The following is a 24,001-nucleotide window of genomic DNA, read 5'->3' as shown; positions in this document are numbered from 1 at the left end:
GAGGCCGCGGCTCAGACGGAGGCTTGGATGCATCAAATCGCCCGAGCAGCCTATCTGGCCTCGGTTGAGCTGGCGAAGGAAAAGGGGGCGTTTGAGCTCTTCGACGCTGTGGGCTATCTCACAAGCGGCGCGATGGAGCAGATGGACGCTGATGTGCGCGATGCGATCGCAGAACATGGCATTCGCAACGCCTTGTTGACCAGCATTGCTCCCACCGGAACAATCAGCCTTTATGCCGGCAATGTGTCTTCTGGGATCGAGCCGGTTTTTGCCTATGCCTACACGCGCAAAGTTCTGCAAAAAGATGGCACGCGAACAGAAGAAGAAGTGATCGACTATGCCGTGCAAATGTGGCGCGATAAAGATGGGTGATGCAGAGCTTCCCAATTACTTCGTGAATGCGCAAACCCTGGCGCCTCTCGAACATGTACGGATGCAGGCTGCGGCGCAGAAATGGATCGACAGTTCTATATCGAAAACCATCAACTGCCCCGAGGATATCAGCTTTGAGGCCTTCAAAGACGTTTATATGGCCGCTTGGGATCAAGGGTGCAAAGGCTGCACCACCTATCGGCCCAATGCTGTGACCGGGTCTGTTTTATCTGTGTCAGAGGAAGGCGAGAAAACGCCCGAGGCCGATACAGGCGCCGATGTTGTCTATATCAGTGAGCCTTTGAGCCGCCCCGAAGCGTTGGAAGGGCAAACCTATAAGGTGAAATGGCCCGACAGCGAGCATGCGCTTTATATTACTGTGAATGATCTGTTGCTCAATGGGCATCGCCGGCCCTTTGAAGTGTTCATCAATTCCAAGAACATGGAGCATTTTGCCTGGACCGTGGCGCTCACGCGGATGATCTCGGCAGTGTTCCGGCGCGGCGGTGATGTCAGCTTTGTGGTTGAAGAGTTGAAGGCGGTCTTCGATCCACGCGGTGGGGCTTGGGTGGATGGGAAATATATCCCCTCGATTCTGGCCGCTATCGGCGGGGTGATTGAACATCACATGGTGGTCACGGGGTTTTTGTCCGGCGAAGGCATGGGTCTGAAATCCGATCCGCAAGCCGAAGTGGTCAACCTCCAAGAGAGCAGGGGCGGCGCCTGTTCAAGTTGCGGTCAGTTTGATTTGCGCATGGTCGAAGGCTGCATGACATGCGGCAGCTGCGGCTTTTCGAAATGCGGCTGAATTCTATAGGCCCGGCCTGCTGATCTTCTCACAAGGCTGGGCCGGTTCTGCGGCTGGACCTGGCCATGCGATGACCTATCTCATGGGTGACAAGACGAAGCAGCGAGCAGAGATCCAATGGCCCAATTAGAAGTTCTTTATAATGCTGAATGCCCGATTTGCCGTCGAGAGATCGAGCATTACAAGCGGATCTCTGGCGATGATTTGACCTATGTTGAAATCACCGCTGAAACGGCGGCAGATTGGGGCCTGAGCGAGGATCAAGCTGCCAAACAGCTGCACGTTCGGCGCGGTGCGCAGATCTCGGTTGGTGTTGAGGCCTTTGTGGCGATTTGGCGGCAATTGCCTTATTTTTGGATCTTGGCCCCAATTGTTAATTTCAAACCCATTAAGGCGATCTCCTCTGTGATTTATCGCCGATGTCTCGCGCCACTTTTGTTTGCGGCGCATAAGCGCCGAAGACGGCGCCGCGCAGGTGCGGGCCTCTAATTTACGCCCGCTCTATACTTCTGGTGCAAAACCGCCTATCGGCGCTCTGGTATGGTGGCCTTTAGGCGCCGAACGGGGGTTGGTCGGTCCATGGGGGGCTGTAGCGCCCGCATGACATAGAAAGAGACACTCGTGAAACAAGCTCTAGCTGACGCGCTGCAAAAGCGCGGCTATGACACTTTGACGCCCGTTCAAATGGCCGTTACCGCACCAGAACTGGCACAGGCCGATCTATTGGTCTCGGCCCAAACAGGATCCGGGAAGACGGTTGGTTTTGGTCTGGCCATTGGTGACAGCCTTTTGGGCGGTAACGAAGTTTTTGACCGCGCGGCCAATCCTTTGGCTTTGATCATTGCCCCGACCCGCGAGCTCGCCTTGCAGGTCAAGCGCGAGCTGCACTGGCTTTATGGCGAGGCGCAGGTGACAATGGCGTCTTGTGTGGGCGGGATGGATATGCGCGACGAGCGTCGTGCTTTGGCCCGCGGGGCGCATATCGTTGTGGCCACGCCGGGCCGTTTGCGCGATCACATCATGCGGGGTTCGATTGATTTGTCCGAGCTGCGGGCGGTGGTGCTCGATGAGGCTGACGAAATGCTTGATTTGGGCTTCAAGGAAGATCTGGAGTTCATCCTTGGTCACGCGCCAGAGTCGCGCCGCACGTTGATGTTTTCCGCCACTGTGCCAAAATCCATCGCCACTTTGGCAAAATCCTATCAAAGAAATGCACAGCGCGTGTCGACCGTTGCGGAAAAATCCCAGCACACGGATATCGAGTACCGCGCCTTGAACGTGGCTGCGCGAGACGTGGAAAATGCCATCATCAACGTGTTGCGCTTCTATGAAGCTCCGAATGCTTTGGTTTTCGCCAATACGCGGGTTATGGTCAGTCGCCTGACCACGCGACTGTCCAACCGTGGTTTTTCTGTGGTCAGCCTGTCGGGCGAATTGAGCCAAGCGGAACGCTCGCATGCCTTGCAGGCCATGCGCGATGGCCGGGCGCGGATTTGTGTGGCGACCGATGTGGCGGCACGCGGGATTGACCTGCCAAATTTGGATTTGGTGGTCCATGCGGAATTGCCGAGCAATTTTGAAACTTTGATGCATCGTTCTGGCCGTACGGGCCGGGCTGGACGAAAAGGGATTTCCGCGCTGATCGTACCCCCCTCGGCACGGCGCAAGGCAGAGCGCATTTTGCAAGGGGCGAAGGTAAAGGCAGAATGGGCCCTGCCACCCTCCTCGGATCAGGTGACAGCCAAGGATCGGGCCCGGCTTTTGGAAGATCCTGCCTGGCATCAGGAAATTTCAGCCACCGATCAGGTGGCGGTCGAGGAGCTTTTGTCGCATTTTTCGCCCACTCAGGTGGCCGCGGCTTTCTTGCGGGTTTATTCAGCCAAGCAATCGGCTCCAGAAGAGCTTTCTGCGGTAGATGCGCGCGAGGCCAAGGAGGCCAAGCCACGTCGCGTTGCAGATTTTGGCCCAACAGTCTGGTTCTCCATTCCCGGCGGCCGGGCTTCTGGCACATTGCCGGGACGACTTTTGCCGATGATTTGTAACGCCGGTGGGTTGACCAAACATGACATTGGCGCGATCAAAATTCATCCCGACGCCTCGTTTTTTGAGGTAAAACTCTCCAGCGTTGACGGGTTCAAAAAAGCCTTGGGTCCGAATATGACTGTCGAGGATGATGCAGTGGTGACGGAACTTAAAGCGCCGCCGGCTGATGTGCCCTATGAGCGGTCAAGTGCACCAAAATCGCGTTCAGACAAAAAGCCGCCTGTGGACAAGCCAAGCGGACCGATAGATTGGAACGATGCGCCAAAACCTAAAACCCGTAAGCCCAAATCCAGTGACGGCAAGCCTAAATTTAAATCCAAGACTGAGGCGCAACGCCGCCCTGACGGGGTGGTTGAGAGTTTCAAGAAAAAAACTGGCAGTGGGAAACCGAGTGCGGGCAAACCCGCTGTGGGCAAATCGCATGGCAAGCCCGGTGCTAAGTCGGGTGGCAAGTTGGCAAACAAACCAGCCTCGGGAAAGCCCAAAGGCGGCGCGCCAGGCGGGCGCCTTGACACGCGCAAGTTTGATCCAGGTAAGCCGAAGCGAAAGCCGTCTTAAACGCTCTGATTTGCTTGGGCATGCGCGCGTCGAAAAAAGTCACAAAGGGGATTCACAAGGCGAATCACCTCTGCTACCACTGTGATAAAGCAGCGCAAGACTGAGCAGTGACATGGCAGGGACAGACGCCACCGATGGGATTTTGGATCTCACAGAGACGTGGACGCAGGGCCCTGCAGGCTCCATAAGCTTTTAAGAGCGATGGATGACAGAGGAACGTCGTAAGGCGTTCCTCTTGGGCCTTGACATCCCCCATCAGGACTGGCATCCGCGCCTCATTGGTGTTGGTGGCCCCCGCAAGGGGATGCCTGTCGGGGTTCGCCCAAAGGACAACGCCCTTCATAGTGGCCCATGTTGGGCTTCGACTTTATCGAAGGAGATCAGCCGGTGACAAAACGTACCGCTGCCAAATACAAAATTGACCGCCGGATGGGCGAAAACATCTGGGGTCGTCCTAAATCACCCGTCAATCGTCGTGAGTATGGCCCCGGTCAGCACGGTCAGCGCCGCAAAGGCAAACTGTCTGATTTCGGCACACAGCTGCGCGCAAAGCAAAAGCTGAAAGGCTACTATGGCGATTTGACCGAGAAACAATTCCGCCGCATCTATGCCGAAGCTGAGCGTCTCAGAGGCGACACAGGTGAGCAATTGATAGGTCTTCTGGAGCGTCGTTTGGATGCTGTAGTTTATCGTGCGAAATTCGTGGCGACAGTTTTTGCAGCCCGCCAGTTCGTGAACCACGGTCATGTGCGTGTGAACGGCAAGAAGGTGAATATTGCGTCATATCGCGTATCTGAAGGCGACGTGATTGAGGTGCGTGATCGCTCCAAGCAAATGGCCGCTTTGCTCGAAGCCACGCAATTGGCTGAGCGCGATGTGCCAGATTACATCGATGCAGATCACAGCAAGATGACCGCGACTTTCGTGCGCACCCCAGGTCTTGGCGACGTGCCCTATCCTGTGGTTATGGAACCGAACCTCGTGGTGGAATTTTACGCGAAGAACTAATCTTTGCCAGATCAAGTTTCGAAAGCCGCGACGGGACACCGCCGCGGCTTTTTTATTTGGGGCGATATGCCCAGTTTACACCGCTCCGCATTTCGTCACAGTGTTTCGCGGGGCAGGCGTGGTGCGGCATTGGCCATTCAAAAACCGCTGGAACTGCTTGAGATTGACGTTAGAAGGGCGGCAGAAGGGAATATCAGATGACACAGCCACAACCTCAGCCTGGAATTTTGGATATTGAGCTTTATGTCGGTGGAAAATCCTCTGTGCAGGGCGTGCAGGATATTCTCAAATTGTCCTCAAACGAAAACCCCAATGGTCCACCTGCGTCGGCGCAACAGGCGCTTGCGGAGGCGGCCAGTACTTTGCATCGCTATCCATCCTCCGATCACAGCGAGCTGCGTGCGGCTTTGGCGGATCTGCATGGTTTGGATAGCCAGAGGATTATCTGCGGCTGTGGATCCGATGAGATCATCAGCTTTCTATGCCAGGCCTATGCAGGCCCGGAGGTGGAGGTCATTCATACAGAGCATGGGTTTTTGATGTACCGCCTTTATGCCATGGCCGCGGGCGGGCGCATTGTCAGGGTGCCAGAGGCCGAGCGTCATGTGGACGTGCAGGCGATTTTGGACGCCATCACCCCGCGCACCGGCATGATCTTTATTGCCAATCCCGGCAATCCGACGGGGACAAAAATTTCGGATGCAGATCTTGCGGAGTTGATTGCGAAAACGCCGAAGACTGTCGTGATCGTGCTCGATGGGGCCTATGCCGATTATGTGGAAGGTTGGGATGGTGGCGCCGGGTTTGTGGAGGCGAATGACAATGTGGTCATGCTGCGCACCCTGTCCAAAATGTACGGGCTGGGCGGATTGCGCGTGGGCTGGGGCTATGGGCCGCAACATATCATTGATGTGCTCAATCGCGTTCGCGGGCCGTTCAATATTTCCGCCCCAGCATTGGCCGCCGGTGAGGCGGCGGTACGCGATCATGAATTCGTCATTCAACACCGGGTGCAAAACAATGCGGCCCGCGCCCATTTGGCCAAGGAGCTGGCCGCGCTTGGCGTGGCCTCTGACAGGTCAGACGCGAATTTCATTCTGGCCCGCTTTTCAGATCAAGCGCAGGCGGAGGCGTGCGATGACTATCTGCAAAGCCTTGGCATTCTTGTCCGCCGGGTTGGCAGCTATGGATTGCCGCAGTGTTTGCGCATCACAGTGCCGGATATGGCGGGCTGCGCGCGGGTGGTGCAGGCGGTGCAGAGCTTTTTGGAGAAACAGTCATGAGCTATGATCGCGTGGCCTTTATTGGCTTGGGGTTGATTGCCTCGTCGATGTTCTGGGCGATGCGCCGAGCGGGTATGGGTGCGCATGTGACAGGCTATGCGCGCTCCGAACAGACCCGCGCTACGGCCCGCGAGATTGGCCTATGCGATATGGTCTGCGATGATCTGGCCAGTGCAGTGCGTGAGGCGGATCTGGTGGTGCTTTGCTTGCCGGTGGGCGCGATGGGGACGGTGATGGCTGAGGCGGCCCCCTATATCAAGCCGGGTGCTACGATCACGGATGTGGGCTCGGTGAAATGTGCGGTGGTGGAGGCGGTTACGCCACATGTGCCGCCGGGGGTGCATTTTGTGCCGGGCCATCCGCTGGCGGGCACCGAGCATTCTGGGCCAAGGGCGGGTTTTGCCGAGCTGTTTGACAATCGCTGGTGTCTTTTGACCCCCGACGGCGCCGATGCCTCGGCTGTGGCGCAACTGTCGCGCTATTGGCAGGCGCTGGGGGCGAAGGTCGAAGAAATGGATCCTGACCACCACGATCTTGTGCTGGCGGTGACCAGCCACGCACCGCATTTGATCGCCTATACGATGGTGGGTGTGGCGGACGATCTGCACCGGGTGACGAATTCAGAGGTGATTAATTTTTCCGCCACCGGCTTTCGTGACTTCACCCGCATCGCGGCCAGTGATCCGACCATGTGGCGCGATGTGTTTTTGACCAATAAGGACGCGACTTTAGAGATCCTCGGGCGCTTCACCGAAGAGCTTTTCGCGCTGCAACGGGCGATCCGAACTGGCGATGGTGAGATGCTGCATGATTATTTCACCCGAACCCGCGCCATCCGCCGGGGCATCATAGATGCGGGCCAAGACACCGATGCGCCGGATTTTGGCCGCCAGAAAAGCTAGAGCCGATCGCGCCCGTCGCCCGATCTGCCAAAAGATCACTGGGACACCGCCGGTGAAATCCAAAGGCGGAACATAAACTCGCAACAGAAAGCCCCATGACGCGGAGCGCAAAATCCATTCGCTCCATGCCCAGATGCAGCGTGTAGGTTGCCATGAAATACGCCGCATAAAGAGCGCTTCAAACCGCCACTTGCCACCATGGGTTTTCTGGTGCTGTGTGCGTCATTCCTTCCTCCCAAATAGCTTTTCAAAATCTGCTTTTGGTTCAATATTCTATGCCAGATTTCCCTATCATATACGCGGGCCACCCTCTATAAAGCGCCAAGGGCGCGGGATGTGCGTGGGGTATTTTATTGCCGCGAAATAGGGCGTAGAGGCTGCGTCATCTGAGGCAGGCCGGAGGGCAATAAAAATGTGGGTGTTTGGCTATGGCTCCTTGCTTTGGAACCCTGGGTTTGAGGCCGCCGAGCAGGTGCGCGCGGATTTGCCAGGCTATCGGCGCTCGTTTTGCATGCTCTCGATCCATCATCGCGGCACGCCTGAGGATCCGGGCTTGGTGCTCGCGCTGGATGCGGCAGAGCCGTCGGAGGTCTGCGCTGGGCTGGCCCTGCGGGTGCATGAGCGCGCGGCAGAGCATGTGCTGCAAGAGCTGCGCGCGCGAGAGCTGATTTCATCGGCCTATGTGGAAAAATGGGTGGACCTGCCTTTGGCCGATGGGCGTATCGTGCAGGCCGCAACTTATGTGGTGGACCGCGATCATGCGCAATATTGCCGCTACGGGCTGGATCAGCAGGCCCAGATCATCGCAGGTGCCGTAGGCGGGCGCGGTCCGAACCCGGAATACCTGTTTAAAACCGCTGAAATGTTGCATGATTTGGGCATTCCGGATCCGCAATTGGATTATTTGGCGGAGAAAGTCGCAAACTTAACTAATTGTGCATAACCGCTTGGCTTAAAGGGCCGTGCGCAGTAAACTTATACACTTAGAATTTTAGGGCAGGACTACAGATATGGATCATATCCGCCGAGATCAAACGCCTCAGTTCTCGCAGCCGTTTAGTCAAATCCTCACCATGCTGGCCATTGTCGGCGGGGTCATGGGCTTGGGCTATCTGGCCTATCCCAGCGTTGGGCCAACCTTTTGGGCCAATCCCTATCTCAACGGCTTTATTCTCTTTGTGTTTCTCATCGGCGTGGCGACCTGTTTTCACCAGGTGTTGTCGCTGATCTATTCCGTGCAATGGATCGAAGGCTTTGCCAGCCAGCGTGAGGGGCATGAGGAGGCCAAGCCGCCGCAATTGCTTTTGCCCCTGGCCAGCTTGCTGCGGGGGCGTGGCGCGCGGACGCAATTGGGCTCTGCCTCTTCGCGGTCTATTTTGGAATCAGTTTCAACTCGGATTGATGAGCAGCGCGAATTGACCCGCTATATCACCAATACGCTGATCCTGGTTGGTTTGTTGGGCACGTTTTATGGTCTGGCGACCACCGTCCCGGCATTGGTGGCGACCATTCAATCTCTGACCCCGGCGGAAAATGAAAGCGCGGTGGACATTTTCTCCCGCCTACAGGTGGGTCTTGAAGGGCAGCTGGACGGGATGGGCGTGGCCTTTGCCTCCTCCTTATTGGGTCTGGCAGGTTCGCTGATTGTCGGCCTGCTTGAGGTGTTTTCGGGCCGTGGGCAAAACCGCTTTTACGGAGAATTGGAAGAATGGTTATCGACCATCACTCGGGTGGGTTTCTCGGGTGGCGAGGGCGAAGAGGGCGCGCAGAACACCATGCTGGGCGCGATGATGGAGCAGATGTCTGAGCAAATGGACGGTATCGCGCGGATGTATGCCCAGACTGGGCAAGATCAGGCTCATGTGCAGGCGCATTTGATGGCGATGACAGCGAGTTTGGAGAAGCTCACTCAGAAACTCGATCAGGGGCAGACCGAAGCGCTTGAACGTGTGGCGGCCAGCCAAGAGCGGATGATCGCGCGGATGGGAGAAGGCGGCGGCGGTGATGGTATGGATGCGGAGAGCCGGATGCGCCTGCGGTCGATTGATGTGCAGATGCTGCGCGTGCTGGAGGAAGTCTCAAGTGGCCGGCAAGAAAGCCTATCTGAAATTCGCAGTGATCTGGCCAATCTGACAAAGGCCATCAGGGCCTTGGCCAAGCCCACAAGTCGCGATCAGAGCTAGGCGCGCGCGATGGCACTTTCTCGACGCACTGGCGCAAGGTTCCAAGCCTCTATCTGGCCGGGGTTTGTCGATGCGATGACTGGCTTGCTGCTGGTCTTGATGTTTGTGCTCACGATCTTTGTGGTGATGCAATTTGTATTGCAGCAAACCATCAAAGGGCAGGGGGCGATGCTCGACGAACTCAACATCGATATCGCCCAAAAAAATGCGCAATTGGAGGATTTGGAAGGGCAGATTTTGGCCCTGGGCGATGCTTTGGGTCTGGAGCGCGCAGCGGCCTCTGATCTCACTTTGCAAGTTGCCAAGCTCGACGATCAGCTTGCCGCAGCGCAGGCAGACGGGGAAAGGCAATTGGGCCTTATAGCAACTTTGACTGCCGAGCGCGATGCGCGTGCCGCAGACCTCATGGCGGCCACAGCACGGATTAATGATTTCGAGACACAGGTGGCCAATTTGTTGGCCCTGCAACAGCGGGCGGAAGGCGAAATTGAGCAGTTCAAACTCCAAGTGTCGCAACTTCAAACACAGCAACTCCAGTCGGAGGGCACGATCCTAGATTTCGAAACGCAAGTGGCTTCGCTTTTGCGCGAACAAACCCAATCAGAAGGGCAAATTACGGAGCTGGAAGCGCAATTGACCCTGCTGCTGGCCCAATCGCTGCAAGATACGGCGCGCATTGCAGATGCAGAGGCGCAAATCAGTGCGCTGCAGGATGAAAAATCTACTGCGGAGGCCACCATTGCAGATTTTGAGGCCCGGCTCCAGGAGCTGATCAACACTGAGGCGATGCGCCGTGAAGAACTGGCGACGCTGGATGCGGACAAGGCCAGTTTGCAGCAATCATTGCTGGTGGCGCAGGCGACAATTGCAGCGCAGACTGAACAGGCTGCGCTGGCGCAACGCCAACGCGAACTCATGGATGAGATGCTGGCAGATTTGCGCCGCGATGTGCAGAATACAAATATGAACCTTGCCAATACCCTAGCGCTTTTGGCTTCGCAGCAGGAACGTGCAGCCGGTCTTGAGCAGGACAATCAAGAGCTGAGTCGCCGGGCAGAAGAATTGGCGGAGGCATTGAGTGACGAAGAGCTCAACCGCGTGTCTGCGGCCTTTTTGCGCGAACGTTTGGAGGTTGCAGAGGCGGCATTGAACCAGAAAGAACTCGAACAATTGTCCATGGCAGCGGCAGCCGAAAAACTGCGGGCTGATCTTGAAGAGAGTGAAGCGGCAATATCCTCTTTGACTTTGCAATTGAACGATCAACGCAAAAAAGCCGAGGAAACCCTGGCGCTTTTGGCCGCAGCGCAGAGCGTTGAGAAAACCTTGGACGACGAGCTGACGACGGCTTTGTTGGCACTTGAGGCGGCGCGATTGGCGCAGGCGCGTTCGCAAGATGAGTTGGAAGCTGTGAGCGCACGCGATGCGGCAAGTCAACAGGAGTTGCAAACGGCCTTGTTACGGCTTGAGAGCTTGAAAGTCGCTTTACAAGAAGCTGAGGCGATCGCGCAAAATTCAGACATAGATGATCTACGTTCAGCGCTGTCCAAAGCCATTGCTGCGCGCCAAACGGCTGAGCGGCAATTGACTGCTGCCGAGCAACGGGCGGCATTGTTGGCAACGGCACAGGCTGAGCTACAGGAGGCTGAGGCGATCTCGACAGAGGCACAGCGCAAAATGGCGCTTTTGAGCCAAGAGGTTCGTGCATTGCGTGACCAAATTGGTGGGCTTCAAGCCACGCTGGACGATTACAAGCGCCGCGATGCGGATAACAATGTGAAGATCACCAATCTTGGCAGTGAATTGAACGTTGCACTGGCACAGGTCGCGGCTGAGTCAAAGCGCAACCTCGCTTTGGAAGCGGCTGAAAAGCAACGCTTGCAGGAGGAAAAGGCCCGGCTTGAAGCCGAGGCCAAGACTCTAGAGCGCTATAAATCGGACTTTTTCGGCAGTCTGCGCGGGCTTTTGGAGGACATCGAGGGCGTCAGCATAGTTGGGGACCGTTTCGTCTTCTCCTCTGAAGTCCTCTTTGCCTCAGGCCGTGCGGAGCTGACCGCGGCGGGCCGCACAGAGATATCGAAAGTGGCAAATATCTTGAAAGACGTCACGGAAGACATCCCGCAAAATATTGATTGGGTGTTGCAGGTTGATGGTCACACCGATGACCAACCGATCATTCCTGGCAGCCAATTTCAAAACAATTGGGAGCTGAGCCAGGCACGCGCGCTGTCTGTGGTCTTATATTTGATGACCTCGGAGCAGATGCCTCCGCGCCGGCTTTCTGCGAATGGGTTTGGTGAGTATCAACCCATCAACCTGGCCAATTCCCGAGCTGCACGGGCCCAAAATCGGCGGATCGAGCTGAAATTGACCGAGAAGTAAGTCAAATTTCCCCATAATCAGCCGATCTGCGCGGTTTATTCGGCTTACTTGGCGGTCAACAGCGGCGGTTTTTTGTCTTTATTGGTTATTCGCGGCTTTTGGGGCTCTTCGATTTTCAGATCCAATTCGCCGGCTTTCACACCAACTTTTACGACGCCGCCTTTGGTGAGTTTGCCAAAGAGCAATTCTTCGGCCAATGGCTTTTTGATATGCTCTTGGATTACCCGGCCCAAGGGGCGGGCGCCCATTTTGGAATCGTAGCCCTTTTCACCGAGCCAATCGGCGGCCGCTTTGGTGATCTCGATGGTCACGTTGCGATCCATCAGCTGCGCTTCGAGTTGCAACACAAATTTTTCGACCACCTGCGCAATGACATCGCGGTCCAGCGGGGCAAAGCTGACCACCGCATCGAGGCGATTGCGGAACTCGGGCGTAAAGGTACGCTCAATGGCTTGGGTGTCTTCGCCCTCACGGCGTTCGCGGCCAAATCCGATGGCGGCTTTCGACATTTCCGACGCTCCGGCATTGGACGTCATGATCAACACCACATTGCGAAAATCTGTGGTGCGGCCATTGTGATCTGTCAATTTGCCATGATCCATGACCTGTAAAAGAATGTTGAAGACATCCGGGTGGGCTTTTTCGATTTCATCCAAGAGGAGCACGCAGTGGGGATCTTGATCGACGCCATCGGTCAGCATGCCACCTTGATCAAAGCCGACATAGCCGGGAGGGGCGCCGATCAAGCGGCTTATGGCGTGTTTCTCCATATATTCTGACATATCAAAGCGGATAAGCTTGACACCCAGACCATCGGCCAATTGCTTAGCGACTTCAGTTTTACCAACGCCAGTTGGCCCCGCAAATAGATAGTTTCCAATGGGTTTTTCGGGTTCACGCAGGCCAGCGCGGGCCAGTTTGATCGCCGAGGCCAGAGCTTCGATCGCCGTATCTTGCCCAAAGACCACCCGTTTCAGACCGGCTTCAAGATCGCGCAGAACTTCCGCATCATCTTTTGACACTGACTTGGGCGGAATTCGGGCAATTTTCGCAACGACCGATTCAATATCTTTCACCCCGATTGTTTTGCGCCGCTTGCTGTCACTGAGCAAATGTTGCGCCGCTCCAGCCTCGTCAATCACATCGATTGCCTTATCGGGCAATTTGCGATCATTGATGTAGCGCGCGGCCAATTCGACCGCGGTTTTAATGGCATCGGAGGTGTATTTAACGTCGTGGTGCTCCTCAAAATAGGGCTTTAAACCTTTGAGAATTTTCACACTATCTTCCACAGAAGGTTCGGCCACATCAATTTTTTGAAAACGCCGGGCTAAGGCGCGGTCTTTTTCAAAATGTTGCCTAAATTCTTTGTAAGTTGTCGAGCCCATGCAGCGCAGCTTGCCGCCCTGCAGCGCGGGTTTCAGCAGGTTGGAGGCATCCATTGCCCCACCGGAGGTCGCGCCGGCACCTATCACGGTGTGAATTTCGTCAATAAAGAGCACTGCATCCGCGTGCTCTTCCATCTCATTCATCACCGCTTTGAGGCGTTCTTCAAAATCGCCCCGATAGCGTGTTCCCGCCAAAAGCGCGCCCATATCCAGCGAATAGATGGTTGTTTTGGACAAAATTGCCGGGGTTTGACCCTTGGTGATCTTGCGGGCCAGACCTTCAGCAATGGCGGTTTTCCCGACCCCGGGATCTCCAACCAAAATTGGGTTGTTTTTCCTGCGGCGACACAGCACTTGGATGCAGCGCTCGACTTCATGTTCGCGGCCAATCAGCGGATCAACGTTGCCCTTGGCAGATTTTTCATTGAGATCTATACAATATTTCGTCAATGCGCTCTCTTTTTCCGAGGTCTCATTGCCGTCGCTATCCAACATCTCCGTCTCATCCTCGGCGCCAACAATGGGCCGGCTTTCGACAAAGTTTGGGTCTTTGGCCACCCCATGGGCGATAAAATTCACGGCGTCATAGCGGGTCATGTCCTGCTCTTGCAGGAAATAGGCCGCGTTGCTTTCGCGTTCGGCAAATATTGCAACCAAAACATTGGCGCCTGTTACTTCTGTACGACCGGAGGATTGCACATGAATGGCGGCCCGTTGGATCACCCGCTGAAAGGCGGCAGTTGGTACGGCCTCTGACCCATCCGCATCGGTGATTAGGCTACTGAGATCGTCCTCGATGAAATCAACCAGCGCTTTGCGCAGGAGCTTGAGGTCGACCGAGCAGGCGCGCATAACTTTGGCAGCATCGGGTTCATCGAGAAGGGCGAGGAGCAAGTGTTCCAAAGTGGCCAGCTCATGTTTGCGGGCATTGGCAGCGGCCAGCGCTTCGTGGATGGCGTTTTCTAATGATGCGGAAAATGATGGCACGCGCGTCTCCTACAACGGTCTGTGATCGGTGTGATCGCTCTTCCCTTAAGACTTCGGTTTTCTAAGGCAACCTTCAAGGGGAAAATTGTTATTTAGGCCATAAAAGTTAAATATTGCGCTTTTATCCCTGAATTTTTCCTAAAACTTATCTTTTCGAGCGCGAATTTCAGCGAAAACCCGCTCGGCGGTGCCCTCTGGCATACCCACGGCTGTTTTCAGGGCCGGGTCGTCGGCGCGTAAAAACGGATTGGTTTGCATCTCAAGGGCCAAAAGACTTGGTACCGTCGGGCGACCCGCGGCGCGATCTTTGGTGATCTGGGCCGCACGAGCGTTGATGGCAGGATTGTCTTCGCCTAAAGATTGCGTGAAGGCCATATTGGAGGCGGTGTATTCATGGCCCGAGTACACCCACGTGTTTTGCGGCAGCGCACGGAGTTGCTGCAGGCTGTGCCACATTTGCGCCGCAGAGCCTTCAAAAAGACGACCGCAGCCCATAGCCATCAAGCTGTCAGCGGTGAAAAGCGCGTTCGCGCTCGGCAAATGTAGCGCAAGGTGACCGAGCGTGTGGCCGGAGACATCATAGATCTCACCGTCAATTCCGCAGAGTGTTAGGCGATCTCCTGGGTTGATGGCCTGATCCAAGGTTGGCAGGCGATCTGCATCGGCTTTGGCGCCGATAACCTGTGCCGGTGCCTGGCCCAAAGGGCCGGTCAATGCGGCCTGCAAATCGGGCAGTCCATCAATGTGATCCCAATGGTGGTGGGTCAAGAATATATCGGTGACCGGCACATTTAGCTCGGAAATTTTTGCCACCAAAGGCCCCGCTTCCGGCACGTCCACAACAGCTGCTGTGCCTGCGGCGCTGTTGTGAACAACATAGGCATAATTGTCTGACAGGCAGGGCAAGGTGTGAATTGTGATGCTCGAATTTACCATGGTATTTTCGCCTTTTTTTGGTAGCATTATGATGAGTGTAATCCAAGAGGACCAAACTGCAATGCATTTAGATGTGCGTGAGCTGCGGGCGTTTTATTACCGGTCCTTCTTGGGGCGCTCGGTTCAAGCAACGATTCGAGAGCAGGTTTTGCGTCTGTGGCCGCAAGCTCGGCATGAGGCCGTGCTTGGCTACGGCTTTGCAGCCCCACTTTTGCGCCCCTATCTAAGTTTGGCGCGGCGGGTCACTGCCTTGATGCCTGCGCGGCAAGGGGTCATGCATTGGCCGCCGGGACTGCCCAATTGCTCCGTGCTGAGCGAAGAAACGCGCTGGCCGGTCGAAACCGGCTCGATTGACAAGCTTCTGGTGCTGCATGGGCTTGATACCTCAGAACATGCCGCAGCGGTTTTGGAGGAATGTTATCGGGTGCTGGCACCTGCTGGCCGTGCCATCTTTATAGTGCCCAATAGAGCCAGCCTTTGGGCGCGGCGGGAAGGCACGCCCTTCTCCTTTGCACGCCCCTACACCGCTTGGCAGTTGGAATCTCGGTTGAAGTGGCATGGGTTTTTGCCTGAGCATCATGTGATGGCCCTTTACCAGCCGCCGTGGTCTGGACCGTTTTGGCGACGCATGTCTGGGCCGATTGAGCGCATTGGGCAAAACATCCCGGCGTGGCGTGGGGGCGGCGTTTTGATTCTTGAGGTGAGCAAGCAAGTACCGCGGCCTCGGCGACCTGGCTTGGGGCAAATTATCTCTCGGCCCCTGGGGATTCTAGAGGGCATCAAAGCGCCAGACCCGATTTCTGCGCAATCGGGTAACCTGTGACACCCTGCGGATTCGCCCGTTTTTAGGTGCCCGAGGCGGAACAAAGGGACGCACCTTTCATAAATGCTTTGTTTTTTGGATTTTTGCGGTCTTTTTGGCCGTCATTGGCGTTGCGGCATGCGAAATGCTCTGCTAAACGGCATGAGATTTTGGCGCTGTACCACTATAGCGCGCGTCCAACGCCTTTGTCTGAAGCAGCAGTTTCGGACGGGCCAGCATCGAGAGGGTTTTCTTTGTCCGAACCAGCATCGATCTCGTCTGGTATTGCTAGCCGCTACGCGACAGCGGTGTTTTCGCTTGCCAAAGACGACAAGAAGTTGAAGCCACTGGAGGCTGATGTAGATGCGCTAGAGAGCGCATTGAGCGAAAGTGCAGAATTGCGCGCTTTGGTAACATCACCTGTCTACACACGCGCAGAAATGGGGCAGGCGATCACAGCTGTGGCCCAGAAAATGAAATTGCAACCAATGATGGTCAACACCCTGTCATTGATGGCTGCGAAGCGCCGTTTGTTTGTACTGCCCAGCCTTTTGGCTGCACTGCGTGCACGAATCGCGGAAGATAAAGGCGAGGTGGCCGCTGAGGTGACTTCGGCCAAAGCGTTGACCAAAACGCAGGCCACGAAATTGGCCAAAACACTCAAGGCTCAATTGGACCTTGATGTGAAAATCAAAGCGACCGTTGATGAAAGCCTCATCGGCGGTCTTGTCGTTAAAGTGGGCTCGAAGATGATCGACACGTCGATCCGCTCCAAGCTCAATGCCCTTCAGAACACAATGAAAGAGGTCGGATAAATGGCGATCGAAGCTGCAGAAATCTCTGCGATCCTAAAAGACCAGATTAAAAACTTTGGCCAAGAAGCTGAAGTTGCCGAAGTGGGCCGCGTCCTTTCCGTTGGGGATGGTATCGCGCGCGTGTTCGGTCTGGACAATGTTCAAGCTGGTGAAATGGTGGAATTTCCCGGCGGCATCCAAGGGATGGCGCTGAACTTGGAATCTGACAACGTTGGTGTTGTTATTTTCGGGTCTGACCGGGACATTAAAGAAGGCGATACAGTAAAGCGTACGAACGCGATTGTGGACGTTCCTGTCGGTCCGGAATTGCTGGGCCGCGTTGTTGATGGTCTGGGCAACCCATTGGACGGCAAAGGACCGATCAAAAACAAATTGCGCAGCCAAGCCGACGTGAAAGCGCCTGGCATCATTCCGCGTAAATCGGTGCATGAGCCGATGGCGACGGGTTTGAAATCTGTGGATGCGATGATCCCAATTGGCCGTGGTCAGCGCGAATTGATCATTGGTGACCGTCAGACTGGTAAAACCGCCGTGGCGCTGGACACCATCTTGAACCAAAAATCATACAATGATGCAGCAGCGGACGATTCCGAAAAACTATATTGCGTCTATGTTGCGGTGGGACAAAAGCGTTCGACTGTGGCTCAATTGGTGAAAAAGCTCGAAGAATCCGGCGCGATTGACTATTCCATAGTTGTGGCCGCAACCGCCTCTGACCCTGCACCGATGCAGTTTTTGGCGCCCTACGCTGCGACGTCGATGGCAGAATATTTCCGCGACAACGGCAAGCATGCTTTAATCATCTATGATGATTTGTCCAAGCAGGCGGTGTCTTATCGCCAGATGTCCTTGCTCCTGCGCCGTCCGCCCGGACGTGAAGCCTATCCAGGGGACGTGTTTTATCTTCACTCCAGATTGCTCGAGCGTTCTTCGAAACTGAACGAAGACAATGGATCAGGTTCTTTGACCGCTTTACCGATCATTGAAACCCAAGGTGGCGACGTGTCAGCCTTTATTCCAACCAACGTGATCTCGATCACGGATGGTCAGATCTTCTTGGAAACAGAATTGTTCTACCAAGGGATCCGTCCGGCGGTAAACACAGGTCTGTCTGTGTCCCGTGTGGGCTCCTCTGCGCAAACCAATGCGATGAAATCTGTGGCTGGTCCTGTGAAACTGGAATTGGCGCAATATCGCGAAATGGCGGCATTCGCTCAGTTTGGATCAGATCTGGATGCAGCGACCCAGCAATTGCTGAGCCGTGGTGCGCGTTTGACGGAGTTAATGAAACAGCCGCAGTATGCGCCTTTGACAAACGCTGAAATTGTCTGCGTGATCTATGCTGGCACCAAAGGCTATTTGGACAAGATCGACGTCTCTGACGTAGGTCGTTTCGAAGCTGGCCTTCTGGCGCACCTGCGCGGCAAAGCCAGCGACGTTTTGACCATGATCACCAATGATGATCCGAAAATTAAAGGTGATGCGGAAGCAAAAATTAAAGCTGCGCTGGACGACTTCGCCGCAGATTTCGCATAAGGATACTGGCACATGCCGAACCTTAGTGACCTAAAAAACAGGATCGCGTCGGTCAAGTCGACCCGCAAGATCACAAAGGCGATGCAAATGGTCGCCTCTGCCAAACTGCGCCGCGCACAAGATGCGGCGCAAGCTGGCCGCCCCTATGCGGAACGTTTCAATGCGGTGATGGCTGGTTTGGCCGCATCCGTTGGCGCCTCCGAAGGGGGACCAAAACTGTTGACAGGCACCGGATCTGATCAAACCCAATTGCTCGTCGTTATGACAGCTGAGCGGGGTTTGTGCGGTGGCTTTAACTCAAACATTGTCAAACTGGCGCGCATGGCAGCGAAACAGCTGCTGGCCGAAGGCAAGACCGTCAAAATCTTAACTGTTGGCAAAAAGGGCCGTGAATCGCTGAAACGCGAATTTGGTACCTTGCTTGTCGATCATGTGGATTTGTCGGACGTGAAACGCGTGGGCTATGATAATGCTTCCGCGATTGCGCAAAATGTGCTTCATCGGTTTGATGCTGGTGAATTTGATGTGGCTAAAATCTTCTATTCGGAATTTGGTAGCGTTGTAAATCAAATCCCAACCGAACTGCAGGTGATCCCTGCTAAGTTTGAAGCGGCGACAGATGAAGGCACAGTTTACGATTATGAGCCAAGCGAGGAAGGTATTCTTGCCGACTTGCTGCCGCGCTCGGTTGCGACGCAAATCTTCACGGCTTTGCTGGAAAATGCAGCTTCCGAACAGGGCGCACGCATGTCAGCTATGGACAACGCGACACGCAACGCTGGTGAAATGATTGACAAATTGACCATCCAATACAATCGGTCACGTCAAGCGAAGATCACCAACGAGCTTATTGAAATTATTTCGGGCGCTGAAGCGCTCTAAAATCCGGAGAAACAACATGGCAAATGCAAAAGGCAAAATCACTCAAGTGATCGGCGCCGTTGTTGACGTTCAATTTGACGGCGACCTGCCGCAAATTTTGAACGCTTTAACAACAGACAATGGCGGCAAGACGTTGGTGCTCGAAGTTGCCCAGCACTTGGGCGAAGGTACAGTACGTGCCATCGCTATGGATGCAACCGAAGGTTTGGTGCGCGGCCAAGAGGTGACCGATACCGCCGGTCCAATCACTGTTCCCGTAGGCCGCGCCACTTTAGGCCGGATCTTGAACGTGGTCGGTGAGCCAGTGGATGAAGGTAAACCTCTCGGCAAAACAGCAAAGCGCAGCATCCACCAGGACGCTCCTGAGTTTTCTGAGCAAGCCACTGAATCCGTGATCTTGGAAACAGGTATCAAAGTAATCGACCTGCTTGCCCCTTACACCAAAGGTGGTAAAATTGGTCTGTTCGGTGGTGCCGGTGTTGGCAAAACCGTTTTGATTATGGAATTGATTAACAACATCGCCAAGGTGCATTCTGGTGTGTCTGTTTTCGCCGGTGTGGGTGAGCGGACCCGCGAAGGTAATGACCTTTACCATGAGATGATCGAGGGCGGTGTTATCGTCCCTGACAATCTTCAAGAGTCCAAAATTGCGCTGGTTTATGGCCAAATGAACGAGCCTCCAGGCGCACGTATGCGGATTGCTTTGACAGGTTTGACCTTGGCGGAGCAGTTCCGTGATGAAACAGGTTCCGATGTTTTGTTCTTTGTTGACAACATCTTCCGCTTCACACAAGCCGGCTCTGAGGTGTCTGCGCTGTTGGGCCGTATCCCCTCCGCTGTGGGCTATCAGCCAACTTTGGCGACGGACATGGGCGCGATGCAAGAGCGGATTACATCGACCAAATCTGGATCGATTACATCTGTGCAAGCGGTTTACGTTCCTGCCGATGACTTGACCGACCCTGCGCCGGCCACCTCATTTGCGCACCTCGACGCGACAACTGTTTTGGATCGTTCGATCTCTGAAAAGGGCATCTACCCTGCGGTGGATCCGCTTGGCTCCACCTCTCGCTTGCTCGATCCGCTGATCATTGGTGATGAGCACTACAAAGTGGCAACCGATGTCCAAAAAGTTCTGCAGCGTTATAAATCCTTGCAGGATATCATCGCCATCTTGGGTATGGACGAGCTGTCTGAAGACGACAAAGTGGCCGTTGCCCGTGCGCGGAAACTTGAGCGCTTCTTGTCACAGCCGTTTGACGTGGCCAAGGTGTTCACAGGTTCTGACGGTGTTCAGGTGCCTTTGGACAAAACAATTGCATCTTTCAAAGCGGTTGTAGCTGGCGACTATGATCACCTGCCAGAAGGCGCGTTCTACATGGTTGGTGACATCGATGAAGTCATCGCAAAAGCCGAACGTATGGCAGCGGATGCAGCCTAATGGCGGATTCATTGAACTTTGATTTGGTCAGCCCCGAAAGAAGCCTCGCTTCTTTTGAGGCTACTTCGGTCCAGCTTCCGGGATCCGAAGGGGATATGACAGCCATGGCGAACCATGAGCCTGTTCTGACCACTTTGCGGCCTGGCATTCTGTCCGTCAGCGCCGCCGGCGGCGTCAACGAATATGTTGTCACAGGCGGGTTTGCTGAGGTCACAGCGCAGGGCGTCACCGTGATTGCGGAGCGCGCCATGGCGAAAGCCGATGTCACTCAGGAAGATATGGATGGCATCGTTGTTGGCGCAGCTGAAGCGGTTGAAAGAGCCAGTGAAGACGCGCAGGAGGCCGCCCGCAAGGTGCAGTCTGATGTCGCGGCGCTGGCCTCTGCCTTGGGCCTCAACGCCGCTTAAGCGGTCTGATAAAATTAGAAATGGGCCCCACGCGGGCCCTTTTTTCATTTATTATATTTTTAGAAACTAAATTTTTACTGCATGAAACGCATGTCGTCATATACCGTTGGGGTGGATCAAGGATCGCTTGAATTGTTCTCAGACATTAAAGACGATGGAGACATGTGGACCGGCACGGGTCCGCGCAAGGTGTTGCGGGCGATCAAATTTTCTGAAGCCTTTGCAGCCCAACCAATGGTCCACGTAAGCCTCACTATGTGGGACATGGGGAGCGACTGTAATGCCCGTGCGGACATTCGGGCGGAAAACGTGACCGAGACAGGATTTGATCTGGTGTTCCGCACCTGGTCTGACACGCGCGTTGCTCGGGTGAGCGCCAGTTGGCTGGCGATCGGCGGCGTGGCAGATCCCGAGCGGTGGGATATTTATTAACGCGCCGGCATTAGCCGCAATCGTAAATACCCTCGTAAATTGCCGACAAGGATTCGGTCGAGAATAGCGAAGAGACCGAGGTGCCACTCCATGTGTTCAAAATAGCCTGCGCGAACATGGGGGCAGTTTGAACGATCCGGATATTGGTCGCATTCGCAACCTCAGGGGTGGCCTCGATCGTATCCGTAATGACCAGGTTCTTCATCACAGAATTGGTAATCCGATCGACCGCAGGACCGGACAGAACCCCGTGGGTGATGTAGGAATGTACTTCTTTCGCACCATTGTCCATCAAGACATCAGCCGCTTTGCACAGTGTTCCAGCGGTATCGACGATATCATCCACAATTAAGCAGGTGCGGCCTTCGACATTACCAATCACCGTCATCTCTGCCACCTCACCAGCCTTCTCCCGGCGTTTGTCGACAATCGACAGAGGTGCGCCAATGCGTTGTGCCAAATCCCGCGCACGGGCAACGCCGCCCACATCGGGGGAGACCACCATCAGATTGTCCATTTGACCTTTGAAATGATGTTTGACGTCCAACGCAAAGATTGGTGAGGCATATAGATTGTCGACCGGAATATCGAAAAATCCCTGAATTTGTGTCGCATGAAGATCAAGGGTTAAAACCCGCTCAATGCCCGCTTCTTCAAGCATATTGGCGACCAATTTGGCGGTGATCGGCGTGCGGGCCTTGCTGCGACGGTCTTGCCGAGCGTAGCCAAAATAAGGGATCACAGCAGTGATGCGGCTGGCGGAAGAGCGTTTCAAAGCATCGGCGATGATCAAAAGCTCCATCAGCGCGTCATTGGCGGGGCGTGAGGTGGGTTGGATGATAAACATATCCTCGTCGCGGACGTTTTCGTAGACTTCGACGAATATTTCCCCGTCGTTGAAGCGTTCAACCCGAGCATCCACAAGATCCACATTCATGCCCCGATGCAGAGACATGCGCCGCGCCACCGACCGGGCCAGCTTGAGGTTGGAATTTCCGGCGATTAGTTTTGGACCATGAACAGAAGCCATTCGTATTACCCTCTACGATACCCGCGAGCCTGAGTCGCATATTGTTGACATGGCTTACCATGTGGTTACTGGTCGTCACAGGTTTGATACACAAAAAGGTGATGCTCATGGCACATATTAACTATTTTTTCGCGACAATTTCTCCATTTACCTATTTGGCAGGTCGGGCTCTCGAAGAGATCGCACAAAAACATGGGGCAACGATCGCCTACAAGCCTATGGATTTGATGACTGTGTTTAGCCGCACGGGCGGTATGCCGCCGAAGGACCGTCACATCAGCCGTATTGAAATGCGTGCACAAGAGCTCCCCCGGCAGGCAAAAAAGCGCAAACTTCCGCTCAATATGCAACCGGCCTTCTTTCCCGTGAATATGGCGCCGTCCTCCTACGCTGTGATTGCCGCATCGAACTATGGGGATGGAGATTTGGGCGCATTGGTGCATGCTTTTACCCGTGCGGTTTGGGCCGAAGAGAAGGATATTTCACAACCCGACGTCATTGCAGAGTGTCTGAAAACTGCTGGTTTTGATCCAAGCCTTGCGGACAAAGATATGATCGGCTCTGCGGAGCAATATGCCAAAAACACCGAAGATGCGGTCACTGCAGGCGTCTTTGGTGCGCCGTTCTACATCACAGATAAAGATCAGCGTTTTTGGGGGCAAGATCGTTTGGACGATTTGGATCTCGTGCTTTCAGGCGCACTCTGAGCTTGCAAAAAGGTTATCGGGCGTCACAGGGTGACGCCCGGAGACGCAGATTTCATCAGCGTAAGATCTGTAGGAAACGATCGACATCATCCGAGCTTGCAGACCAATCTGTCACCAAGCGGGCCGGCAAAAGCTCATCGGCCGGTCCGGTGGTGTGATCGCCTGCCATGACGTAATATTGGGCTCCCGCCGCATGTAGGCGCTGATGCGCCGCGCGGGACCATTGGGCGAATATGATATTGGCCTGGGGTTCAAATTCGAGCACAATGCCCGGTGTTTGCTTAAGACCTTGTGCCAATCTTGCACAGGCGGCATTGGATTTTTCCGCCATATCAAGCCAAAGATCACCGGCCAAATAGGCTTGCATTTGTGCCGCCAGAAAGCGGTGCTTGGAAAATAGATGAGCGCCGCGTTTGCGCCGTAGCTCGAATTCCCAAGCGTGTTTTGGATCAAAGAAAACAACCGCCTCCACCGCCATTAATCCATTTTTTGTCCCGCCGAAGGTGACCGCATCGACGCCTGACTTCCAAGTCATTTCTGCCGCGCTGCATCCAAGGGTTTGTAAGGCATTGGCGAATCGCGCTCCGTCCATATGCAGCGGAAGGCCAAAGTCCTTAGCGGTGGCGGAAATTTCTTGAATTTCGGCAAGGCTGTAGATCGTGCCGCGTTCTGTCGCTTGGGTCAGGGACACAGGGCCTCGTTGCGGCCCATGCACGCCGCGAGTCTCTTCCGCCAAAATGGATTTGCGCAGAGTTTGCGCGGACATTTTAGCATCATCACCTGGCACGAGTGTCAGCTTGGTCCCACCGGAATAAAATTCGGGAGCATTGCATTCATCTTCGTGGATATGCGCGACCGTATGGCAAAACACCGTTTCCCAGGGCTGAGACAGCGTGGCAAGGATCAAGGAATTGGCAGCCGTCCCAAGTGAGACCAGATAAACCGCCGCCTCAGGGGCTTCAAATACATCTCGTATATCCTGCACAGCCTGTGCGGTGGCGTCATCGGCACCGTAGGGCAGGGCATAGCCCATATTCGCCGCATTGAGCGCAGACATGACATTGGGGTGCACGGGGCCGGTGTTATCAGATGCAAAATTCAT

The 24,001-nt window shown here is 54.9% G+C and carries 20 protein-coding genes and 1 pseudogene; 17 read left to right on the top strand and 4 right to left on the bottom strand.

The window, feature by feature from the left end; translation table 11 throughout:
• From ABLW18_RS09275 to ABLW18_RS09235, 9 genes and pseudogenes are all read left to right on the top strand, one after another.
• Nucleotides 1–1,180: pseudogene (locus tag ABLW18_RS09275) on the top strand (ribonucleoside-diphosphate reductase, adenosylcobalamin-dependent); the annotation flags it as partial.
• 117 nt (nucleotides 1,181–1,297) lie between these two features.
• On the top strand, nucleotides 1,298–1,669 hold the full coding sequence (locus ABLW18_RS09270) for a DUF393 domain-containing protein (RefSeq protein WP_347824533.1): 372 nt from the start codon (nucleotides 1,298–1,300) through the stop codon (nucleotides 1,667–1,669).
• Between the two features lie 132 nt (nucleotides 1,670–1,801).
• Nucleotides 1,802–3,781, top strand: a complete 1,980-nt coding sequence (locus tag ABLW18_RS09265; protein WP_347824532.1) for a DEAD/DEAH box helicase — start codon at nucleotides 1,802–1,804, stop codon at nucleotides 3,779–3,781.
• Between the two features lie 387 nt (nucleotides 3,782–4,168).
• Complete coding sequence (gene rpsD / locus ABLW18_RS09260) at nucleotides 4,169–4,789, top strand: 30S ribosomal protein S4 (RefSeq protein ID WP_347824531.1); 621 nt, start codon at nucleotides 4,169–4,171, stop codon at nucleotides 4,787–4,789.
• A 197-nt stretch (nucleotides 4,790–4,986) separates the two neighbouring features.
• On the top strand, nucleotides 4,987–6,072 hold the full coding sequence (hisC, locus tag ABLW18_RS09255; protein ID WP_347824530.1) for a histidinol-phosphate transaminase: 1,086 nt from the start codon (nucleotides 4,987–4,989) through the stop codon (nucleotides 6,070–6,072).
• Nucleotides 6,069–6,974 carry a prephenate/arogenate dehydrogenase family protein gene (locus ABLW18_RS09250; RefSeq protein ID WP_347824529.1) on the top strand — a complete coding sequence of 302 codons (906 nt, stop codon included), beginning with the start codon at nucleotides 6,069–6,071 and terminating at the stop codon, nucleotides 6,972–6,974. The genes hisC and ABLW18_RS09250 overlap by 4 nt, the downstream gene beginning before the upstream one ends.
• 412 nt (nucleotides 6,975–7,386) lie before the next feature.
• Nucleotides 7,387–7,917 (top strand): gamma-glutamylcyclotransferase, encoded by a 531-nt coding sequence (locus tag ABLW18_RS09245; protein WP_347824528.1) that lies wholly within the window; start codon nucleotides 7,387–7,389, stop codon nucleotides 7,915–7,917.
• Nucleotides 7,918–7,984: 67 nt separating this feature from the next.
• Nucleotides 7,985–9,157: a biopolymer transporter ExbB gene (locus ABLW18_RS09240; protein ID WP_347824527.1), complete on the top strand. Its 1,173-nt coding sequence runs from the start codon at nucleotides 7,985–7,987 to the stop codon at nucleotides 9,155–9,157.
• A gap of 9 nt (nucleotides 9,158–9,166) precedes the next feature.
• Entirely contained in the window at nucleotides 9,167–11,536 is a 2,370-nt protein-coding gene (locus ABLW18_RS09235; protein WP_347824526.1) for a peptidoglycan -binding protein, read from the top strand.
• Between the two features lie 44 nt (nucleotides 11,537–11,580).
• Here the strand turns inward: ABLW18_RS09235 and clpA are convergent, their stop codons facing one another.
• Both clpA and gloB read right to left on the bottom strand, forming a co-directional pair.
• Nucleotides 11,581–13,911: an ATP-dependent Clp protease ATP-binding subunit ClpA gene (gene clpA, locus ABLW18_RS09230; protein ID WP_347824525.1), complete on the bottom strand. Its 2,331-nt coding sequence runs from the start codon at nucleotides 13,909–13,911 to the stop codon at nucleotides 11,581–11,583.
• 138 nt (nucleotides 13,912–14,049) lie between these two features.
• Nucleotides 14,050–14,847: a hydroxyacylglutathione hydrolase gene (gloB, locus tag ABLW18_RS09225; RefSeq protein ID WP_347824524.1), complete on the bottom strand. Its 798-nt coding sequence runs from the start codon at nucleotides 14,845–14,847 to the stop codon at nucleotides 14,050–14,052.
• Between the two features lie 61 nt (nucleotides 14,848–14,908).
• Between gloB and ABLW18_RS09220 the strand changes: the two genes are divergently transcribed.
• The 7 genes from ABLW18_RS09220 to ABLW18_RS09190 all read left to right on the top strand — a co-directional run bounded on the left by ABLW18_RS09220 (nucleotide 14,909) and on the right by ABLW18_RS09190 (nucleotide 21,162).
• Complete coding sequence (locus ABLW18_RS09220; RefSeq protein ID WP_347824541.1) at nucleotides 14,909–15,670, top strand: hypothetical protein; 762 nt, start codon at nucleotides 14,909–14,911, stop codon at nucleotides 15,668–15,670.
• A gap of 233 nt (nucleotides 15,671–15,903) precedes the next feature.
• Nucleotides 15,904–16,464, top strand: coding sequence for a F0F1 ATP synthase subunit delta (locus tag ABLW18_RS09215; protein WP_347824523.1), 561 nt, complete (start codon nucleotides 15,904–15,906; stop codon nucleotides 16,462–16,464).
• Nucleotides 16,465–18,000 carry a F0F1 ATP synthase subunit alpha gene (gene atpA / locus ABLW18_RS09210; protein ID WP_347824522.1) on the top strand — a complete coding sequence of 512 codons (1,536 nt, stop codon included), beginning with the start codon at nucleotides 16,465–16,467 and terminating at the stop codon, nucleotides 17,998–18,000.
• A gap of 12 nt (nucleotides 18,001–18,012) precedes the next feature.
• Nucleotides 18,013–18,882 (top strand): F0F1 ATP synthase subunit gamma, encoded by an 870-nt coding sequence (locus ABLW18_RS09205; RefSeq protein ID WP_347824521.1) that lies wholly within the window; start codon nucleotides 18,013–18,015, stop codon nucleotides 18,880–18,882.
• A 16-nt stretch (nucleotides 18,883–18,898) separates the two neighbouring features.
• Complete coding sequence (gene atpD / locus ABLW18_RS09200) at nucleotides 18,899–20,323, top strand: F0F1 ATP synthase subunit beta (RefSeq protein WP_347824520.1); 1,425 nt, start codon at nucleotides 18,899–18,901, stop codon at nucleotides 20,321–20,323.
• Nucleotides 20,323–20,730 (top strand): F0F1 ATP synthase subunit epsilon, encoded by a 408-nt coding sequence (locus tag ABLW18_RS09195; protein ID WP_347824519.1) that lies wholly within the window; start codon nucleotides 20,323–20,325, stop codon nucleotides 20,728–20,730. The genes atpD and ABLW18_RS09195 overlap by 1 nt, the downstream gene beginning before the upstream one ends.
• A 90-nt stretch (nucleotides 20,731–20,820) precedes the next feature.
• On the top strand, nucleotides 20,821–21,162 hold the full coding sequence (locus tag ABLW18_RS09190) for an H-type lectin domain-containing protein (RefSeq protein WP_347824518.1): 342 nt from the start codon (nucleotides 20,821–20,823) through the stop codon (nucleotides 21,160–21,162).
• 10 nt (nucleotides 21,163–21,172) lie between these two features.
• On the opposite strand, the gene ABLW18_RS09185 is transcribed toward ABLW18_RS09190, so the two are convergent.
• A complete protein-coding gene (locus ABLW18_RS09185; protein ID WP_347824517.1) occupies nucleotides 21,173–22,192 on the bottom strand; it encodes a ribose-phosphate pyrophosphokinase in 1,020 nt (339 codons plus the stop codon).
• Nucleotides 22,193–22,299: 107 nt separating this feature from the next.
• On the opposite strand from ABLW18_RS09185, the gene ABLW18_RS09180 reads away from it, so the two are divergent.
• Entirely contained in the window at nucleotides 22,300–22,899 is a 600-nt protein-coding gene (locus ABLW18_RS09180) for a 2-hydroxychromene-2-carboxylate isomerase (protein ID WP_347824516.1), read from the top strand.
• 55 nt (nucleotides 22,900–22,954) lie between these two features.
• On the opposite strand, the gene ABLW18_RS09175 is transcribed toward ABLW18_RS09180, so the two are convergent.
• On the bottom strand, nucleotides 22,955–24,001 hold the full coding sequence (locus ABLW18_RS09175) for a low specificity L-threonine aldolase (RefSeq protein WP_347824515.1): 1,047 nt from the start codon (nucleotides 23,999–24,001) through the stop codon (nucleotides 22,955–22,957).

The sequence above is a fragment of the uncultured Planktomarina sp. genome, from assembly GCA_943788425.1.
GTDB lineage: Bacteria > Pseudomonadota > Alphaproteobacteria > Rhodobacterales > Rhodobacteraceae > Planktomarina.
The sequence above is the reverse complement of the archived record's forward strand: the minus strand, read 5'-3'. Positions and strand labels throughout refer to the sequence as shown.

Excerpts from the sequence above, each read along its gene's own strand:
- ABLW18_RS09190 (WP_347824518.1), top strand. The coding sequence starts at position 20,821 with ATGTCGTCATATACCGTTGGGGTGGATCAAGGATCGCTTGAATTGTTC.
- ABLW18_RS09175 (WP_347824515.1), bottom strand. The coding sequence starts at position 24,001 with ATGAATTTTGCATCTGATAACACCGGCCCCGTGCACCCCAATGTCATG.
- ABLW18_RS09270 (WP_347824533.1), top strand. The coding sequence starts at position 1,298 with ATGGCCCAATTAGAAGTTCTTTATAATGCTGAATGCCCGATTTGCCGT.
- gloB (WP_347824524.1), bottom strand. The coding sequence starts at position 14,847 with ATGGTAAATTCGAGCATCACAATTCACACCTTGCCCTGCCTGTCAGAC.
- ABLW18_RS09235 (WP_347824526.1), top strand. The coding sequence starts at position 9,167 with ATGGCACTTTCTCGACGCACTGGCGCAAGGTTCCAAGCCTCTATCTGG.
- ABLW18_RS09185 (WP_347824517.1), bottom strand. The coding sequence starts at position 22,192 with ATGGCTTCTGTTCATGGTCCAAAACTAATCGCCGGAAATTCCAACCTC.
- ABLW18_RS09195 (WP_347824519.1), top strand. The coding sequence starts at position 20,323 with ATGGCGGATTCATTGAACTTTGATTTGGTCAGCCCCGAAAGAAGCCTC.
- ABLW18_RS09245 (WP_347824528.1), top strand. The coding sequence starts at position 7,387 with ATGTGGGTGTTTGGCTATGGCTCCTTGCTTTGGAACCCTGGGTTTGAG.
- ABLW18_RS09220 (WP_347824541.1), top strand. The coding sequence starts at position 14,909 with ATGCATTTAGATGTGCGTGAGCTGCGGGCGTTTTATTACCGGTCCTTC.
- ABLW18_RS09180 (WP_347824516.1), top strand. The coding sequence starts at position 22,300 with ATGGCACATATTAACTATTTTTTCGCGACAATTTCTCCATTTACCTAT.
- hisC (WP_347824530.1), top strand. The coding sequence starts at position 4,987 with ATGACACAGCCACAACCTCAGCCTGGAATTTTGGATATTGAGCTTTAT.
- ABLW18_RS09240 (WP_347824527.1), top strand. The coding sequence starts at position 7,985 with ATGGATCATATCCGCCGAGATCAAACGCCTCAGTTCTCGCAGCCGTTT.
- atpD (WP_347824520.1), top strand. The coding sequence starts at position 18,899 with ATGGCAAATGCAAAAGGCAAAATCACTCAAGTGATCGGCGCCGTTGTT.
- ABLW18_RS09205 (WP_347824521.1), top strand. The coding sequence starts at position 18,013 with ATGCCGAACCTTAGTGACCTAAAAAACAGGATCGCGTCGGTCAAGTCG.
- ABLW18_RS09250 (WP_347824529.1), top strand. The coding sequence starts at position 6,069 with ATGAGCTATGATCGCGTGGCCTTTATTGGCTTGGGGTTGATTGCCTCG.
- atpA (WP_347824522.1), top strand. The coding sequence starts at position 16,465 with ATGGCGATCGAAGCTGCAGAAATCTCTGCGATCCTAAAAGACCAGATT.